At 36.3% G+C, this 17,791-nt stretch carries 20 protein-coding genes; 18 read left to right on the top strand and 2 right to left on the bottom strand.

Annotation, left to right across the window (positions count from 1 at the left end):
- From Q0486_RS03260 to Q0486_RS03215, 10 genes are all read left to right on the top strand, one after another.
- Positions 1–1,305, top strand: a 1,305-nt coding sequence (locus Q0486_RS03260; protein WP_299230277.1) for a pyocin knob domain-containing S74 family peptidase, incomplete at its 5' end; no start/stop codon positions are given.
- Positions 1,295–2,569, top strand: a complete 1,275-nt coding sequence (locus Q0486_RS03255) for a hypothetical protein (protein ID WP_299230276.1) — start codon at positions 1,295–1,297, stop codon at positions 2,567–2,569. The genes Q0486_RS03260 and Q0486_RS03255, both read left to right, overlap by 11 nt.
- On the top strand, positions 2,569–2,958 hold the full coding sequence (locus Q0486_RS03250; protein ID WP_299230275.1) for a retropepsin-like aspartic protease: 390 nt from the start codon (positions 2,569–2,571) through the stop codon (positions 2,956–2,958). The genes Q0486_RS03255 and Q0486_RS03250 overlap by 1 nt, the downstream gene beginning before the upstream one ends.
- An 11-nt stretch (positions 2,959–2,969) precedes the next feature.
- Positions 2,970–3,404, top strand: a complete 435-nt coding sequence (locus tag Q0486_RS03245; RefSeq protein WP_299230274.1) for a hypothetical protein — start codon at positions 2,970–2,972, stop codon at positions 3,402–3,404.
- An 11-nt stretch (positions 3,405–3,415) separates the two neighbouring features.
- Positions 3,416–3,829, top strand: a complete 414-nt coding sequence (locus Q0486_RS03240; RefSeq protein ID WP_299230273.1) for a hypothetical protein — start codon at positions 3,416–3,418, stop codon at positions 3,827–3,829.
- 2 nt (positions 3,830–3,831) lie between these two features.
- Positions 3,832–4,245: a D-Ala-D-Ala carboxypeptidase family metallohydrolase gene (locus tag Q0486_RS03235; protein ID WP_299230272.1), complete on the top strand. Its 414-nt coding sequence runs from the start codon at positions 3,832–3,834 to the stop codon at positions 4,243–4,245.
- Positions 4,242–4,757, top strand: a complete 516-nt coding sequence (locus tag Q0486_RS03230) for a hypothetical protein (RefSeq protein WP_299230271.1) — start codon at positions 4,242–4,244, stop codon at positions 4,755–4,757. The genes Q0486_RS03235 and Q0486_RS03230 overlap by 4 nt, the downstream gene beginning before the upstream one ends.
- Before the next feature lie 653 nt (positions 4,758–5,410).
- Entirely contained in the window at positions 5,411–5,569 is a 159-nt protein-coding gene (locus Q0486_RS03225) for a hypothetical protein (protein WP_299230270.1), read from the top strand.
- 37 nt (positions 5,570–5,606) lie between these two features.
- Positions 5,607–6,026 (top strand): DUF5053 domain-containing protein, encoded by a 420-nt coding sequence (locus Q0486_RS03220; protein WP_299230269.1) that lies wholly within the window; start codon positions 5,607–5,609, stop codon positions 6,024–6,026.
- Positions 6,027–6,577: 551 nt separating this feature from the next.
- The gene (locus Q0486_RS03215) at positions 6,578–7,768 is read left to right on the top strand and encodes a phage integrase SAM-like domain-containing protein (RefSeq protein ID WP_299230268.1); all 1,191 of its coding nucleotides are present in this window, start codon (positions 6,578–6,580) and stop codon (positions 7,766–7,768) included.
- A gap of 82 nt (positions 7,769–7,850) precedes the next feature.
- Here the strand turns inward: Q0486_RS03215 and Q0486_RS03210 are convergent, their stop codons facing one another.
- Both Q0486_RS03210 and Q0486_RS03205 read right to left on the bottom strand, forming a co-directional pair.
- Entirely contained in the window at positions 7,851–8,912 is a 1,062-nt protein-coding gene (locus Q0486_RS03210) for a type I restriction endonuclease (RefSeq protein ID WP_299230267.1), read from the bottom strand.
- A 33-nt stretch (positions 8,913–8,945) separates the two neighbouring features.
- Complete coding sequence (locus Q0486_RS03205; protein ID WP_299230266.1) at positions 8,946–9,635, bottom strand: S24 family peptidase; 690 nt, start codon at positions 9,633–9,635, stop codon at positions 8,946–8,948.
- A 171-nt stretch (positions 9,636–9,806) separates the two neighbouring features.
- On the opposite strand from Q0486_RS03205, the gene Q0486_RS03200 reads away from it, so the two are divergent.
- From Q0486_RS03200 to Q0486_RS03165, 8 genes are all read left to right on the top strand, one after another.
- Complete coding sequence (locus Q0486_RS03200; RefSeq protein ID WP_299230265.1) at positions 9,807–10,010, top strand: hypothetical protein; 204 nt, start codon at positions 9,807–9,809, stop codon at positions 10,008–10,010.
- Between the two features lie 207 nt (positions 10,011–10,217).
- Positions 10,218–10,430: a DNA-binding protein gene (locus tag Q0486_RS03195; protein WP_299230264.1), complete on the top strand. Its 213-nt coding sequence runs from the start codon at positions 10,218–10,220 to the stop codon at positions 10,428–10,430.
- A gap of 259 nt (positions 10,431–10,689) precedes the next feature.
- Positions 10,690–10,938, top strand: coding sequence for a hypothetical protein (locus tag Q0486_RS03190; protein WP_299230263.1), 249 nt, complete (start codon positions 10,690–10,692; stop codon positions 10,936–10,938).
- A gap of 3 nt (positions 10,939–10,941) precedes the next feature.
- The gene (locus Q0486_RS03185) at positions 10,942–12,102 is read left to right on the top strand and encodes a DUF2800 domain-containing protein (protein WP_299230262.1); all 1,161 of its coding nucleotides are present in this window, start codon (positions 10,942–10,944) and stop codon (positions 12,100–12,102) included.
- A gap of 58 nt (positions 12,103–12,160) precedes the next feature.
- Positions 12,161–12,721: a DUF2815 family protein gene (locus Q0486_RS03180; protein ID WP_299230261.1), complete on the top strand. Its 561-nt coding sequence runs from the start codon at positions 12,161–12,163 to the stop codon at positions 12,719–12,721.
- A 95-nt stretch (positions 12,722–12,816) separates the two neighbouring features.
- Positions 12,817–14,763: a DNA polymerase gene (locus Q0486_RS03175; protein ID WP_299230260.1), complete on the top strand. Its 1,947-nt coding sequence runs from the start codon at positions 12,817–12,819 to the stop codon at positions 14,761–14,763.
- A gap of 166 nt (positions 14,764–14,929) precedes the next feature.
- Positions 14,930–15,136, top strand: a complete 207-nt coding sequence (locus tag Q0486_RS03170; RefSeq protein ID WP_299230259.1) for a hypothetical protein — start codon at positions 14,930–14,932, stop codon at positions 15,134–15,136.
- Entirely contained in the window at positions 15,126–17,549 is a 2,424-nt protein-coding gene (locus tag Q0486_RS03165; RefSeq protein WP_299230258.1) for a virulence-associated E family protein, read from the top strand. Before Q0486_RS03170 ends, Q0486_RS03165 begins: the two co-directional genes overlap by 11 nt.
- The last annotated feature ends 242 nt before the right edge of the window (positions 17,550–17,791 follow it).

The raw sequence follows: 17,791 nt of genomic DNA, 5'->3' as shown, positions 1-17,791 counted from the left end.
GCATATAGTGCTTCTTGGGTTGCCCAAATAGCTCAAGATTATCGTAATGGTAATTTATTTGTTAGAGGTAAAAATAATGGAACTTGGCAAGCATGGAAAAGAATTGCTTGTAAAGGAGAAGCTCAACCTGCTTCTGATGTTTCAGCATGGGCAAAAGCTGCTACTAAACCTACATATACTTATAGTGAAGTGGGAGCAGCACCAAATAGCCATACCCATAGCTATGCTGGCTCATCATCTGCGGGTGGTGCTGCAACATCTGCTGATAAAGTTAATAAAGCATTAACTTTCACAGGCTATTCGACAGCTTCTTTTGATGGTTCTACTGCTGTGTCTGTTGCAATACCTAATAACACTAACCAACTAACTAATGGTGCTGGATATATAACTTCAGCTGGGAGTATAACTGGAAATGCAGCGACTGCAACTAAAGTTAATAAAGCACTAACCTTTAGTGGTTATTCGACAGCTTCTTTTGATGGCTCAGCCGCCGTAACGGTAGCTATACCAAATAATACAAATCAGCTAACAAATGGTGCAGCCTTTATTACTGCTTCCTCTAATATCACTGGTAATGCAGCGACAGCGTCTAAAGCTACTCAGATAATCGTAGGTACTTGTACTACCGCCCAAGCCACTGTGCAAAAAGATGTAACATTAGCTAATTATGTATTAGAAGCAGGTTCTAAAGTTATTGTTAAATTTACTTATGCAAGCGTTGCATCTGCAACTTTAAATGTAAATGGCAGAGGAGCTAAGACTATTTATTATAATGGGGCTGTAACTACTACTACTACATGGGGTGCTGGTGATATTGTGGAATTGCAATATGATGGTACACAGTTTCATATCTTATATGTAAATACAGATAGTGCTATAACTAAACCAACTTTAGCAGGTGATATAACAGGTAACGCAGCCACTGCTACCAAATTGCAAACCGCAAGAACTATTTGGGGACAAAGTTTTGATGGTAGTGGTAATATCACAGGAAATATGACTGTTACAGGAGATATCGTAGCGAGCGGTAATATTACTTGTTATTCGGATAGGAGATTAAAGACAAATGTAGAACCTTTGAAAAATAGAGGATATATCCAACCTTGTACTTTCATGAAGGATGGTAGAAAGGATATCGGTTTTATCGCTCAAGAAGTAAAAGAGTTATATCCTGAATTAATAGGAGAAGGAGAGTATCTAAGTCTTAATTATGCACAGATTACGGCAATCCTTGAAGCTCAAATAATAGAGTTAAATAATCGAATTATAGAATTAGAAAACAAAATACAAAAGCATGATAGGTAACGGAGGAATAATAGTGGCACCTGTCACTATTGATGATATAAAGCAAATATTAGGTGAAAGTAGTAATACCATAACAACTTTATGTCGAAGTGATAAAATAAATAAATGGAGTAGGGTAAAACCAGTTTCAAGTGATATAGTATCTGATATGTCATTTGATACAGACCATTCAATAGGGCTAACTTGGGGGATGAAACCCCCAATAGCTCAAGCAAGTGATGGACTGAATCTTAATAAGTTATACATAAACCATTCAATGGGGGCTGCTGCTTATCCTGATTGGGTATATGAAAAAGTACAAGAAGGGAAGCCTTGTAGAATGGGAGATTTCAAGGGATATAATCCAGCGGCGCAAACACCATTCTATATGGATGTGCAAAATTATACTACATCAGTAAATCTTTTTGAAACTAATAAAATAAGGTTAGTTATGTATAGCAACTTAGCTTTGGGTGACTTTCCTACATTGGGAGAGTTCTTTAAAAAATTTTATAGTTATTATTTTGTTGCTGAAATATATGAATATAATTCCCAAATACCTTTTTACGGATTAGAAAATTGGAATTATAAGTATAAAAGTGAAACTCCATTAAGCTCAGCAGGAAGTGAATTGTATATAGATGTTGACGTGAGTATGTTTAATAATAAAAAAATTGACGTACTGATGGGGATGCAAAAATATGAAAGTGGACAATATCAACCACAAACAGGAATGATGCCACCAAGAAGTATGACTGGTTATTATAGACAAATATCTTTCTTTACATTGTTTAACAGAAATATTTCTAATGGATATTGTGCGTATTCACCAAGTGAAAGTATATCACCTTGGAGGGCTTCAAGTACAGCATCTTCAAATCAAGTATCTATGAATGGATATTCTAATTTATACATCAAATTTGATATAGATAAAAAGGAAGTTCCAATGTATATAATTGGTGCTGGCTTTAATACTAATAATTTGCCTGCTAATAGTAAGCATGTAATGTTTAAAGTTCAAACCGTAGGAGAAGGATATAACAATAACCAAACAGCTGTTGGAACACCAATAGACACTACTACAAGGCAAAATATGGCTAATGGATACACTTTAGTTGAAGGTGGTTCAGGAGTTCAAACTGTCGGATTAAATTTTGCAAATCTTATAAAAGCATATGGTAAAATTATATATGTAATGTTTTTCTATTCTACAGATGGCGGTAATACATGGAGTTCAAACCCTATGGGCTATAGTATGAGTATTAATATAACAAGAGGAACATAATGAAAAGAATAAAAAGCAAATCAGATAAAAGACTAATCATTGAAGGAGTGGTAAATGGTAAGTCTGCAAACTTTCTAATAGATACGGGGGCTTCAATAGCCCTCATATCCGAAAGTCACAGAAGAAAATATGATCTAAAGAGAGGTAGACCTTTCAATGGAAAGATAGTTGGAGCTGGAGGAGAGCTTAGCACTTCTTATATCTGTGATACGTTCCCAGTAATCAATGGCAGACCATTCTCACAATTTATACTAACTGATATTGACAACATTATAAACTCTATAGAAAGAGAAACAGGAATTGAAATAATAGGTATAATATCCCTGCCACAAATGAAAGTAAATGGCATACAAATAGACGCAAACGACAACGAAATAATTTTTGAATAAAATATACGATTATGAAATTAATAGAAGTATTAAACGCTTACAATGTTTTAGGTGAAGCAAAGGTATCTAATCTAGAGGATAGTGAAGTATTAAAGATAGTAAAGGCTAGAAAAGCGATGCGCCCTTTAGTAGAGGAGTACGAAGCATTTTCAAAAGATGTACATGATAAGTTTAGATACGATGGTATTGAAGCAGATGATAAAGTAAGAATGGAAGTGATAACAAAGTTAAACGTAGATAATTCTTACAAGGTTACTGAAGAAGAGAATGAAGCTATAAAAAGAATTCTTGACTATATCCAAAAGGTTGAAAACGCAAAGACAGAAGAGCTTGGAAAAGAGGTAAACATCTTAATTGAGAAGTTGGATGATACTAGCTTAACAAAGATGATAAAAGATAATGGTTGGGAACTTAAAAAATTAGATGAGTTAGGAGTTATGCTATAATAGTTTATAATATGACATTGATTGAAATAATAATAAGTGCGATAACTACTATTGGTGGTGTTACAGGCTTTATCAGCCTGTATCACGCCAAATCGAATAAACAGACTATCGACATACACAACATGCAGGAAATGTTGAATGAAGCGCATAGGATGTATGACGAAGCTAGTGAAAGGTATGATGATAAAGTAAAAGAGTTTGAAGAGTACAAAGAATCAAACAAGAAATACATATCTGAATTAATCATTAGATTTGATAAAATCGAAAAGAGATTAAATAAAACGGAGAACTCTGTATTTCAGTTGACAAGCGCAGTATATCAAGGCTATCGTTGTAAGTTTCCAGTAAAGATAGAGGATTGTCCTGTTATCAAAGAATATGAGAAAGCGCACTGTTCAGAATGTGAAAAACATAATAATGATTGATTATGGGAATGTTTTTTACAATAGGCGAGCTATGTCGCAGTGATGTAGCTCTAAATAAAGGTATCAAGAATGAGCCGAACTTGAGACAGAAGATGAACATGGAGAAGCTGATAGATAATGTTCTAGATCCTTTGAGGAGTGCATACAGAAAACCTATATATGTGAATAGTGGATTTAGAAGTTTATCTCTGAATAAGATACTTGGTGGAGCAAAGAATAGCCAGCACATGGAAGGTAAGGCAGCCGATATACAAAGTGCTGATAAAAAAGATAATCTCTGGCTGTTTGAGTATATCCGTGATAATTTGGAGTTCGACCAACTTATAAATGAGAAACCAGATAAGGATGGAATCCCACAATGGATCCACGTAAGCTACAATGAAGATAATAACCGTAATCAAGTTTTGACGTTATGAAATCATTTATTGTAAGTCTTTTATTATTAATCCTCTTGATGTGTAGTTGCAAGACAAAAGAAGTTGTTCGTGATGTATCAAGTTACGAGCAATCTTCTAGCAATATTACGAGCGTTCATACTGAAAGTAATACTGACAGCACTAAAACAACGAAACGCACAGAAACGGAAAACTATACACGTATAGAAGAATCTGAAACGATTACTATATATGACACAGATAAGCAGACTCCATCCCAAGTTACCGAGAAGAAGAAAATCATTGAATCGGTTATCAAAGATAAAGCAGATGAAACCAAGCACACAGGAGTAAACGAAACCAAAAAGGATAGCACTGATATTAATTTTGCTACCGACATAAATGTCGTGAGCAAAGAAGATGTGAAAGAAGAATCTGTTACCAAAGGTATGTTTGATAACTTAGGGAAATACTTAGGAATTGGATTAGCTATTTTAATTGGTATCTATTTGATTTGGAAGAACATAAAAAGTGAAATTGATGAGAACATTTAGAATTATAGAGGATATCACACAAGGTTAGTGTATCTTTGTGCTAATAATTAATAGTAGCATTTTGTAAAAATGCAGCAACTATCCTACATAATTGCTGCATAAAACTAATTAAAGGAAAAAATGAAAGAATTTAGCCTTTTTAGGATATATTCTTTTCCAGTTTTTTTATAATAAATTTACAAAAAAACTTCTTTCTTCCCTTCATCGGTTTTGAGGTTATTTACTATTTCCATATGCCACTACACCTCCTTTCTTTACGTTAGTAAAGATTTATCCTACTTCCTACATAGGATAAAAAAACCGGGTAGTAGGAATACCCGGAAATTTCTTGAATGCGGCAGCAGACAACAAAGGAAGATTCTGAGGTGCAGCGCATATGTTTAGTAAATAACGATTCAAAAATCGTGTATTTTATATAAATAGGCAAGAAAATAACGATATTTCTTCTTATTATACTCTTATTTAGACAATTTAAAAATTATTCTTTAGAAACTTTATTCATATTATTTCCCCACTTAACCTATAGAGGATGTTGTAGAGCATCCTCTTGTTATGTTTTTTCTAAAAAAAATACATCAAATATTTGTGCATAATCAGATGATTATGTATATTTGTAGTGTAATCAAAAACGAATATTAATCATTAAATTAAAGATGGATGAAGAATTAGAAAAAGAAATTAAAAAGGTAAAACAGAAAATAACTGATTATCTTAAAATCGCCAATATTCTTGGAATAAGTGAAGAAGAAAGAGAAAGACAGATAAATATGATGTTGGACGATTTAAACAAATTACTAAAGAAATTAAAATAGGGAGCCCCGAAAGGGGCAACCTTTAAAATTAAATATCATGAGAAAATTAGAGGTAATCTTAAATGAAATCAAGCCGTTAATGGGTAGTATTATTCCTGAAGAACGTGAAAAACTTGATGTTTTAATGAAGGAACTATCAGAACTTCAATTAACAGATGAAGAGAAAAAAGTTTCATCAGCTTTTTTCACTGAAGGCATTCTCTCTATACAAAAAGATATTTCATCAATCAATGAAAAAATATCTATGAAGGAACAATTAGAGGATATATCTCAATTAGTTTCATTATCGTATATCGCTAAAAAGTATTTTGGGAAAAGCAGAGCTTGGTTATATCAAAGAATCAATGGTAATAAAGTACGTGGAAAAGTATATACCTTTAATGAAAGAGAAAAGAAGATCTTTAATGATGCCATTCAAGATATTGCAAATAGAATAAGTTCTGTTTATATCAGATAATGTTTAATTTTTGTGATTGATTACACCTGGGGAGCTTCCGTTATTGGGAGCTTCCCTTTTTTCATAAAAATTTTCTTGCCAAAAAAATCTATAATTTATACTTTTGCTTAGATATTCTTTTAAAAAACATACGTATTTTAATTTAAACCTTAGCGATTTGAAAAAGTCATGGGCAAAACTCTAATTTTTTCTTAATAACCACTCTGGGAAGAGTGGTTATTTTTGTAATATATGATCAATTACTTTTCTATTAGCAGCATCTAAAACTTAATGTATTTGTTGCAAATCTGTTGCAAATAAAATATTAATGCTATTAATATTGTAATAATCAATACTTTATATAATACATCTATTCCGCAGTGCGAAACAGATACAAACTTTACTATAGATGTTATATGTATATTGTAATATGCTGATAAATAGGCTTTTAGCTTAGAATAATAATAAATTATCATGGTAATATCGATTATAAAATTTACTTTATCGCAATCTATTTTCCCTTATTTTACTTATATTTGTTGCAAATCTGTTGCAAATTTTAATCGTTTATTATGGCAAATATAAGTTTATGGCTCGATAACAGAAGAGCTAAGAATGACGGATCATTTCCTGTAAAAGTTTATATCAATCATAAGAAGAGATTTTATATCTCAACTAATATTAATTGCAGAGAGGATAATTGGATAAATGGAGAGTTAGGAAAGAGAGAAGAGAACTACAAAACTAAAAACTCAAGATTAAGAAATATTGTTAGCACAGTTGATAGAGTTATTACATCGCTTGAACTAAACGGCTCTCTCAAAACGATGTCAGATGCTCGGTTAAAAGAGATAATCACATCTGAATTATTCAACATTAAAAGGGGATCATATTATATTGTTGATTATTTAAAGGCTTATATGCCTACTAAAAACAGTGATAGCAGTAAGAGAATTTATACAGCTATGATGTTATACGTTGAAGAATTTGATTCAACAGCAACATTAGACAATATCAACTCTATTTGGATTGAAGATTTTATAATATTTCTCAAAAATAGGGTATCAATAAATACTATTGCAAGATATATAGCTGCGTTTAAGACAGCATTTAATAGTGCCATAAATAAAGGATTAACGCAAAATTATCCGTTTAGGGTGTTGAAAATTAAAAAGGAAAGAACTAGAAAGAGAAATATAGGTATAGAGTTATTACGAGATTTCTTCACTGCTGATATTTCAGAAAAGGATCAAGAATATAGGGATTACTTTTTTCTAATCTTTTATTTAAGGGGTATAAATACTGTGGACCTTTTCAATTTAAAGCATAGTGATATGAAAGGGGGGTATATTAGTTATAAGAGGAGAAAAACCGGAGCCAATTATCTTATAAAGGTTGAGCCTGAGGCATTGGATTTGATTAACAAATATAAAGGGGTTAACTATCTTTTAAGAGTTCAAGATAATAATATTATCAACTCATACACATCTAAAATGAATCTACACCTTAAGAAGATGAAGAAGATAGGAGCAAAGGAACCTATGATGGATTTTCTTACAACCTATTGGGCGCGCCATACATGGGCAACTCTAGCTTCATCTATTGGAATAAGCAAAGATGTTATAGCAGCAGGACTTGGGCATTCATCAAATAGTATTACAGATATTTACATAGAATATGATCAACATAGGATTGATAGAGCTAATAGAAGATTGATAGATTATCTAAAAGGGGATTGGCTACCTTCCGATGATATTATATAACAAATGCCCACTAGTAAAGCGGGCATTGATATTTAGTATATTTAAAACGAGAAATCTTTATTGAGTCAAATATGCGTCAAGCTTATAGATACTTTTGGATTGAATTAATTAGTTCCGACTGGTAATTATATATCTCATCTAAGTTCTCAATCTTGAATTTACTCTCATTTTTATCAGCATCAAATATACCTATGCTATTACTAGTCTTATTAAAATAAAGTCTACATACAGGCTTTCTGTTGTTATCATCAATAAAGACTGCAAAATAGCTTTGCGCATCCCGATAAGTAATACGATCAGAATTGATAGTATTGCGTAGGATGGATTTAATAATATAGAATGCTTCAAGTTCTTCTTCAGTAGTAATAATCTTACTAACAGGCTCTACTATTTCATTGCATTCTTCTACTGTTTCTGATGTGGATGTCTGCTCTGTACTTTTTATTGCAACGTTCAAGCGTTCAGATATAACTTCATTTACATAATTTGAAAGAGCACGCTTAACGTGTTCCGTAAATTGCTCAAGAACTTTCTGTGTCATTACTCCATCATAAACTCTTTTAGATAAAACTTTTACTAATTCAGGGGATGGGGAGTTGAACTCGGTTTTAATTTCAGCTTTTAGAGCAGACATATATTTTAATTCATTAGCCGTACTTAATATAGTTTCTAAATTAAAATAAGATTTATGAAATTTCTTGAGTTCCTCAACTTGATTATCTTTTAGATTCTCCAAATTAATTTCTAAAAAAGGAGTATCATCCATTAAATTTTGTTGTGATAAGTCTGTGTAAAATCTATATGTTATGCCATTAGTTAAAACTCCAAACTTTGCTTTTGAAGCTACAAAGTATTTTTGTAATTGATTATCATGAAGGTTTAAATCTTGTTTCCAATGCTTACATTCAATTAACATTATAGGTTCGCCATCTTTCATTATAGCGTAATCAATCTTCTCTCCTTTCTTTCTTACCAAATCACAATCCATCTCTGGAATGACTTCTAGAGGATTAAATACATCATATCCTAACATTTGGATAAACGGCATAATAAACGCATTTTTGGTCGCCTCTTCTGTTAATATTTGCTCCTTGAGATTTTGAACTCTATCAGCTAATTGTTTACAGTAGTCTTTAAAATCCATAGTATCAATATTTTGTCGTTAAAAATCTGCTAGTTACTTCATCGTATTAAACCTAATAGTAAACTTAATTAATCCCATTGCTTTAATTGAGCTTACAGGAAAGTCTTTCGGTTGGTGGTTGGTATTGTGGCTGACAAGTTTAATCCAATCATCTCCTAAATCTGACTTTTGAACATATTTCACTGAAAGGTATTCCTCACCATCTAAATCAATTGAAACTAGATACATCTCACCAAAAAAGATATTCCTCATATCTACATTGACTTCTTTGTATGCAACGATATCACCAGATTTAAGTAATGGATACATAGAGTCTCCTTTGACATTTACAGCTCCATCACATTTTGGCATATCAGGAACAACGACTCTACCTATTATATTTTGATTTTTTTGGTCGAATAAAGTTTTTAGGTTAGCTGCTGCATCTACATTGTATAGGTTAATAGTCTGTTCTTCATATATCTTTTCTGCTGATTTAGGTTTGTGTATCTTTGATATTTCAGTCTTGAACATATCTCCATTACCTGTTAATAGCCATTCTGGAGAAATATCCCCAAATGAGTTGACAATCTTTTCCAAAACACTATGTTTAATATCACTATCTCTATTAATAATGTTAGAGAATGTAGTTTGAGATATTCCTATTTTATTAGCAAAAGCACTATCATTCAATCCATAAGTAGACTGAATCAATGCAAGTCTTTGTAATACAAGCCTTTTCATTCCTATGTAATTTAGAACCGTTATAAATAACCCAATTGAGTATAAAAATCTTTTCTTTTTATTTGCCAATTAACCCGTTTGGGGTATATTTGCATTATCAATAATTGGCGCACCATTATAACGCAATTATATGGCAAGTAAAACAAAGGAGAACAAACATAAATAAAAGCGATGGAAAAAGCAATAAAAATTGAAAGAATTCCTTCAGCCACAATCACATTGAGAAGAATGGAAAAGTTCCAAAGTGGCTATATATGGTTTAAGGACATTGAAGCGAATAACATTCATTCTGCAATCTGCAATTTGAAAAAAGAGGGATATGTGTTCAATTGTGAACGTGTTCCTAAAGGTATGCACATAACACGTTTAAAATAATACTACTATGAGAGCATTGAAGTATGGTACACTTGGATTATTATTTATGGTTTCATTAATCCTCCTATTCTGTGAGAGTGATTCACATTCTATTCTGTTAGCTACTAAAGCAATCGGTTTGATAACCGGTTACATCTTCTACAAGCTATTTACACGATTCGCTAAAAACGATAAACTATTTCAAGAAATTCTAAACGATTAAATATTATGAGAACAAAGAAATTAAAAATAGGAAAGGTTGAGCCGGTTAATAAAGTGTGGCTTAATATGGATGAAGCAATGGCATATATGGGGTGTTCAAGAAATTTTATTGATAGCCTAAAGTATAAGGCCCTATTAATTCCGTCTAAAGTATCAGGCAAATTATTCTTCAATGTACACGATATCAATAAACTGTTAGAAGATAACAGAATCATCTAAAAACGATTAAATATTTAAAAGTATGCAACCAATTCAAATTAACGTGTCGGTTAATATCGGCATGACAACAGAGCTAAGCGGTATATTATCATCGCTATTCAGCAGTCGACAGATCGATGCACCCGAACGGAGAAATTTAATAGCTGCAAATTCGCAGCAAGTAGAAATCCCAGCAGATCCACAACCAAAGCGGGAAGAAAAGACTACAGAAAAGGCACCGGTTGAGGCTGTATCAGTTAAAGAATACACAGAAGTAGATGTGCGTGAGGCTATAGATAGAACTAGAAAGCGTATCGAGGGTGAGAACTACAAAGAGAATACCGATGGTGAGGGTTATAAGAAATGGCACAGAGCTTTAAATGGTTGGTTTAAGAATACGGCTGCTGTATGTGGTGGCGTTGATAAGCCTAGCAATCTTCCTGATAGCGAATGTAGAGAAAGGTTCATAGCTCTCTGTGATGCTGTGTACGTGAAAGATAACGAACTGGTAGTAGACTGTCCTTATTAAGATATGGAAAATAATTCACATGCCTTATTAAGTCCGTCATCAGCTCATAGATGGATAAACTGTACACCTGCTCCACGTTTGGAGGCTGGTGTAATAGACAAAGGCAGCGACTACGCCGCCGAGGGGTCATTGGCACACGCTTATTGCGCGAAGAAATTGAAAGAGTTTTTAGGCACGCCTACCGATTCAGAAGCTAAAGAGATAGCATCATTATATGAGCGCTACCATTCAGGCGAAATGGACGAATATACAGACACCTATAAAACTATAGTACTGGAGAGATTCAACGCCGCACGCGCCATTACTAAAGATGCGCAGCTACTCATTGAAACGAGATTAGATTTCAGCGAATATATACCCGATGCTTTCGGAACTGCCGACGCTATTATCATCGCCGACGGAACTATGGAGATAATAGATTTCAAATATGGAAAAGGCGTTAAGGTATCAGCTGTCGATAATCCGCAAATGAAGATATATGCTTTAGGTGCTTTTGAAAAATTCAGTTTTGAATACAAAATAGATAAGGTGCGAATGACAATTATACAGCCACGCATCGAGAACTTAAGTGATGACGAGTTAACCGTTTCAGAATTAATGGTGTGGGCTGATACGGTACTAGTGCCAAAGGCAAGACAGGCATATGAGGGTAACGGCCCGCAAGTACCTGGCGAGTGGTGCCAATTCTGCAAGGTAAAAAGCAGCTGCCGAGCATTGACAGACCGCTGCAAACAGGCCGCAGAAAATTACCAAGATCCGAAGCTGCTAAGCGCCGAAGAATTAGCCGGCGATGTATTACCTATTTTGCCAATCGTAAAAACGTGGTTAGCAGGTGTAGAGGACTACGCACTACAACAAGCGTTAAGCGGTATACAATTACCGGGTTGGAAAATCGTTGAAGGACGCAGCGTCCGTAAGATTACCGACCAAGAGGGTGCAGCTTTAGCGCTAAACAAAGCAGGCTACAAAACTACAGAAATTTACAAGCCTCAAGAGCTACGTACAATTACCGAACTGGAGAAGCTAACAGGAAAGAAACAGTTTGCTGTTATATGTGGTGAATACGTAGAAAAGCCACAAGGCAAACCTACACTAGCTCCTGAAAGCGACAAACGACCTGCCCTAGATCCGGTAGCAGATGATTTTAAAGATATCAATTTATAGATAAATAACAAGACGGCTCGGCGTATTCCGAGATTGAATAAGATAAAAACATTTAATCATGATTACACCAATAGTAAAAGACACGAAGGTAGTTTTCGGCCCATGCCGATTGAGTTACACACATGTATTTAGCAAATACTCTCCAGATGGAGATACTGCTAATGGTAAGTATATGACTAACGTACTTATCCCAAAAGAAGAAAAAGAAACTATTAAGGCTATCCAACAGGCTATTGAGGCGGCAAAGAAAGCAGCTATAGCTTCAAAATGGGGTGGCAAAGAACCTAAAAAATTAGATATGCCACTGCGCGACGGTGATACTGATAAAGAGGACGATGGCGTATATAGTGAAAAATTTTACATAAACGCAAAGAGCAGCACACGCCCAGGAGTTTGTGACAAAAACAAATCACCGATTATGGATGAAGATGAGATATACAGTGGAGTTTGGGCTATTGTTTCGGTAACATTCTTTGGCTACGATGTAAGCGGTAACCGTGGTGTAGCATGCGGCCTTAATAACATTATGAAATTTAAGGATGGTGAAAGACTAGGGGGCAGAGCATCTGCTGAAAGCGACTTTGCAGATATAGATATGGATGATGACGAAGATTTATAAACCACTCAACACCTATGCAAGTATCAGCGCTTGTATAGGTGTTAATTCCAAATCATAAACGTAACAGAAAAAAAATCGCAAAAGCAAGATTTAATATGAGAGAAATAGGCATTGATATTGAAACTTACAGCAGCCACGATCTGAAAAGCTGCGGCATATATCGCTATGTAGAAGCAGATGATTTTACAATACTGCTATTCTCCTATAGCGTAGATGGTGGACCGGTGCTATGCGTGGATTTAGCACAAGGCGAAACACTACCTGCCGAAATCGTGGATGCTTTAAGGGATCCTCTTGTTATTAAAACAGCTTTTAATGCAGCTTTCGAACGTATTTGTATCAGTCGTTACTTCGGTTGGTCATTGATGGATCCTACACAATGGAGATGTACTATGGTGCGTGCTGCACGTATGGCATTGCCTCTATCGTTGGAGCAATGTGCAGAAGTACTTAGATTGAAAGAGGGGAAGATGAAAGAGGGTAAAACCCTTATACGCTATTTCTCTACACCGACCAAAGGCAAACGCCACATGCCAGCAGACGCGTTCGACCGTTGGGAGTTATTCAAGCAGTACAATATCCGCGACGTTGAGGTAGAGCAGCAGATTTTAGCCAAAGTACGCAGATTAGAGCCTGCTAAGTTTGATGAAGAACTGTACACAGTAGATCAACGCATTAACGACAGAGGGGTTTTGTTAGATCGGCAGTTAGCCGAAAACGCAGCACGCTTTGACGAGGAGTATAAAGCGCAGCTGTTGGAAGAGGCGAAAGTTATTACCGGTCTTGAGAATCCAAACAGCACAACACAACTAAAAGAGTATCTGAATCGTACTTGCGGAATAACTGTTACGACACTAAACAAAAAGAGTTTGGACGAGGTAGAGACTTTAGTAAAATTCTTTAGCAAAGCCAGCAGAGCCTTGGAATTACGCCGTGAAATGGGTAAAACATCTAACAAAAAATATGCGGCTATGTTGGAATGTGTTTGTAACGATGGACGAATACATGGACTATTACAATTCTACGGTGCAGCACGTACCGGACGATGGGCCGGTAGATTGGTACAGGTGCAGAACTTACCACAGAATCATTTACCCGATTTAGACTATGCACGTCAATTGGTGAAAGCAGGAGATTTAGATGATTTCCAACTAAACTACGCCAACCCTACGCACGTGCTTTCGGAGCTGATACGTACCGCGTTTGTTGCAAAGCCCGGCTGCACCTTCCACGTATGCGACTTTTCCGCTATCGAGGCGCGAGTAATTGCGTGGTTAGCCGGTGAGCAATGGGTATTAGACGTATTCCGTGCAGGCGGCGATATATACTGTGCAACAGCAGGACAAATGTTTAATTGCAAAGTGGAAAAACACGGACCTAATGCCGAACTTAGACAAAAAGGGAAAATCGCAGTTTTGGCTTTGGGTTACGGCGGTGGTGTTGCTGCACTAGAAGCTATGGGAGGTAGCCGTATGGGATTAACCGAGCAGGAAGAAAAAGATATTATGCTTCGATGGCGAGAAACAAATCCGCGAATTGTACGCTTTTGGAGTATCATTGAAGCGGCGGCTATAAAAGCAATAAAAACAGGAGAATCTACTACAATAAATCGAAATATAGTGGTATCATACAGATGGGGAATGTTACTCATAACTCTACCATCGGGGCGTACAATATGCTATCCACGTACTAAAATAGGAATAGAACGAAATGATGGATGGAGAGGTGATCACGAAATCATCGAATATGAGGGTACAAACCAAACGACTAAGAAATGGGGAAAGATACGGACCTATGGGGGTAAGCTGACAGAGAACATAGTGCAAGCTATTGCAAGAGATATACTTGGCTTTATCATCTTAAGAGCTGAAGCATCAGGGCTTAATATCGTTTTCCATATCCACGACGAAATAGTGGTAGAAGCGGAGCCGGGACAAACCCTGCAAGACGTCGAAAATATTTTTAGCAAACCTATTGACTGGTGCCACGACCTGCCGCTAAAAGGCGCAGGATATACAACACCATATTATCTCAAAGATTAATAACCATAATAAATAGATAACCATGCCAAATGATGACAAAATGAAAAAATGTGGTAACTGTTTGATGTGTGTACATTACGATTCATGTTTTGAATGTGCCTTAACCAATAATCAGGTGGACGATGAACAAGAAAGTTGTATAGATTATATTTCGGAGGATTGATATATGGAAGAAAAAGATTTTAATGGTAAGGTAACAGTCGATGTTTCCGCTACACTTTTGCAGAATATATATCGACGTTTTGAGGACGAACCAACGCCACATGCTATCAGAGTGAGCAGATGCCGTACTAAGGTAAGACGGATAACAATTTACTGCGACGCTGAAAATATCAAGTACTTTATTAATAAGATAGTGAAATATGAAGATTAAATTAAAATATGATTTTACGATAGACTTAGCAACAGCTCATAGCCGCTTGTCTAAAAAATGGAGAAATAGGCATTGGCAATGGTCCGAACTACTAGAACGCTGTAGCCAAACAAGGCGTACAGGCGAAACAGCAGCAGAGTATGAGCGTATGACACGTGAGGAGCAAAGCAATGTAAAAGATGTGGGTGGATTTGTAGGGGGATATCTTAGTGGTGGAGTACGAAAGAATACAAACGTTTTATATCGAAGCGTGGCTACTCTGGATATTGACTATGGAACCTTAGACGTGTGGGAAGATTTCCAAATGGCATTTAGTTTCGCGGCAATGATATACAGCACGCATAAACACAGCGAAAAGACACCGCGCTATAGGTTAGTATTTCCACTAAACAGACAAGTCACACCGGCAGAATATGAGCCCCTTTGTCGTAAGATAGCAGCCGAAATCGGTATAGATCTTTTCGATGATACCACTTATGAATTACCACGACTATTTTATTGGCCCAGCACCAGTAAGGACGCAGAGTATGTTTTTGATTATCAAGACGGACCAGCATGTAACGTAGACCAAATATTAGCACAATACGTAGATTATAAGGACGTAAGCGCATGGCCTATATCAAGCAGAGAGGGCGACATAATAGCCCACGAGATAAAGAAAGCAGGAGATCCAACGGAGAAACCCGGACTGATAGGAGCGTTTTGCCGTGCCTACAGTATCGAAGAAGCGATAGAGAAATTTCTACCTGACAGCTACGAAGCAACCGGAGCCGACGGGCGATATACCTACAAGCTAGGTAGCGTCGCCGGTGGTTTGGTTTGCTACGAGGGAAAATTTGCCTTTTCGCACCACGAAACAGATCCTGCAAGTAGACAGCTATGTAACGCTTTCGACTTATGCCGCATACACCTATACGGCGCGAAAGATGAGGGAAGCCGCGCACTGGATGTTACACGTAAGCCATCATTTGAAGCTATGCAGGAAATGGCAAGAAAAGATCATAATGTAAAGCTGCTCTTATCAAGAGAGCGCAGTAAATCTGTAGAGGATGATTTCCAGGGAGTGGAGATACCCGAGGACTACAGCGACGAATGGAAAGCTGAATTAGAATATAGCAAATCAGGTAAGCTTCAATGTACTATAGGTAATATATTACTCATATTAGAAAATGATCCTGCACTAAAAGGACGAATTACACATGATCTATTTGCTGGTGTGGATGCTGTTGTTGGAGGGCTGCCTTGGAACAAATACGCGACCCAGTGGACGGATAACGACGACGCTAACCTACGCGTATGGCTGGAAAAGAACTACGATATAACCGGTAAGGAAAAGATCGCCGACGCTTTGACCGCTGTACTAACGCGCCACAGCTACCACCCTATACGCGACTACCTCAACGGCTTAACCTGGGACGGTACGCCACGCCTGGAACGCCTAATTATTGACTATATCGGCGCTGAGGACACCGAGCTAAACCGAACAATGACACGTAAGCATTTTACAGCAGCAGTTACACGTGTGTTTAATCCAGGATGTAAATACGATTATTGTCTAATCCTAACAGGACCGGAAGGAGTAGGTAAATCAACGCTGCTAGGGAAAATGGGTGGCAAATGGTTTAACGATAGCATAACAACCACAGAGGGCAAAGAAGGTATGGAGCAACTGCGCCGTGCGTGGATTATTGAAATGGGAGAATTAGCAAGTATTAAACGTAGTGATGTGGAAAGTGTAAAGGCTTATCTATCAAAAAGAGTAGATATCTATAGGGCGGCATACGGAAAACGAACTGCTGAACATCCTAGACAGTGCGTATTTTGCGGAACAACTAACGAGGTATTATTTCTCAAAGGCGATAATGGAAACCGCCGCTTTTGGGTAATGGCTGTAAATCCGGCTTTACGCAAACATAAAAAATGGCAAGAAGCATTAGATAGAGACAGAGACCAACTTTGGGCTGAAGCTGTGCATTATTACAAGCAGGGAGAAAAGCTATACCTAAACGACGAAATGGAAATACAGGCCAGAAAAAGACAGGAGGACTATAACGACAACAGCGATGATCCGATAGCGGCAATGCTGCAAAAATTCTTAGATACCAAACTACCGGTGGACTGGGCGACCTATGATATAACAGACCGACGCAGGTGGTTAAAGAACCCCGACCCGTTGGATGCTAAAGGCGTGGAACTAAGAGAAAAGGTATGCGCAGCAGAGTTCATTTGCGAGCAAATGGGGCGAGATATGGCAGATAAAGAATATAAATATCTATCAAGAAAAATATGCAAAATGATTGATGATTTGCCGGACTGGGAACGAATGGGAGCCAGCCGACACGCGCAGAAATGGTACGGCGTGCAAAAAGGTTTTATACGTAAAAATGGAATAGTCGAAGAGGACGATTTATAACGCAACTGTAACCGGAAATGCACGCAGCCGGGAAAAACGAAAATGCGCACAAATGTAACCTACTAATTTGGTTACATTGATAATTACATTTTCGGTTACATTATAAATTGTTGATAATCATATATTTATATTAGTGTGTAACTATGTAAACTATAATATATATATAAATAGTTAAGTAATGTAATATATAGATATATACCTACTTATATATAAAAAAAACACGTATACGCGTATATAGTATA

The sequence above is a fragment of the uncultured Bacteroides sp. genome, assembly GCF_937912035.1.
Taxonomy (GTDB): domain Bacteria; phylum Bacteroidota; class Bacteroidia; order Bacteroidales; family Bacteroidaceae; genus Phocaeicola.
Note: the sequence above shows the minus strand (reverse complement) of the source record. Positions and strands in the feature narration are given on the sequence as shown.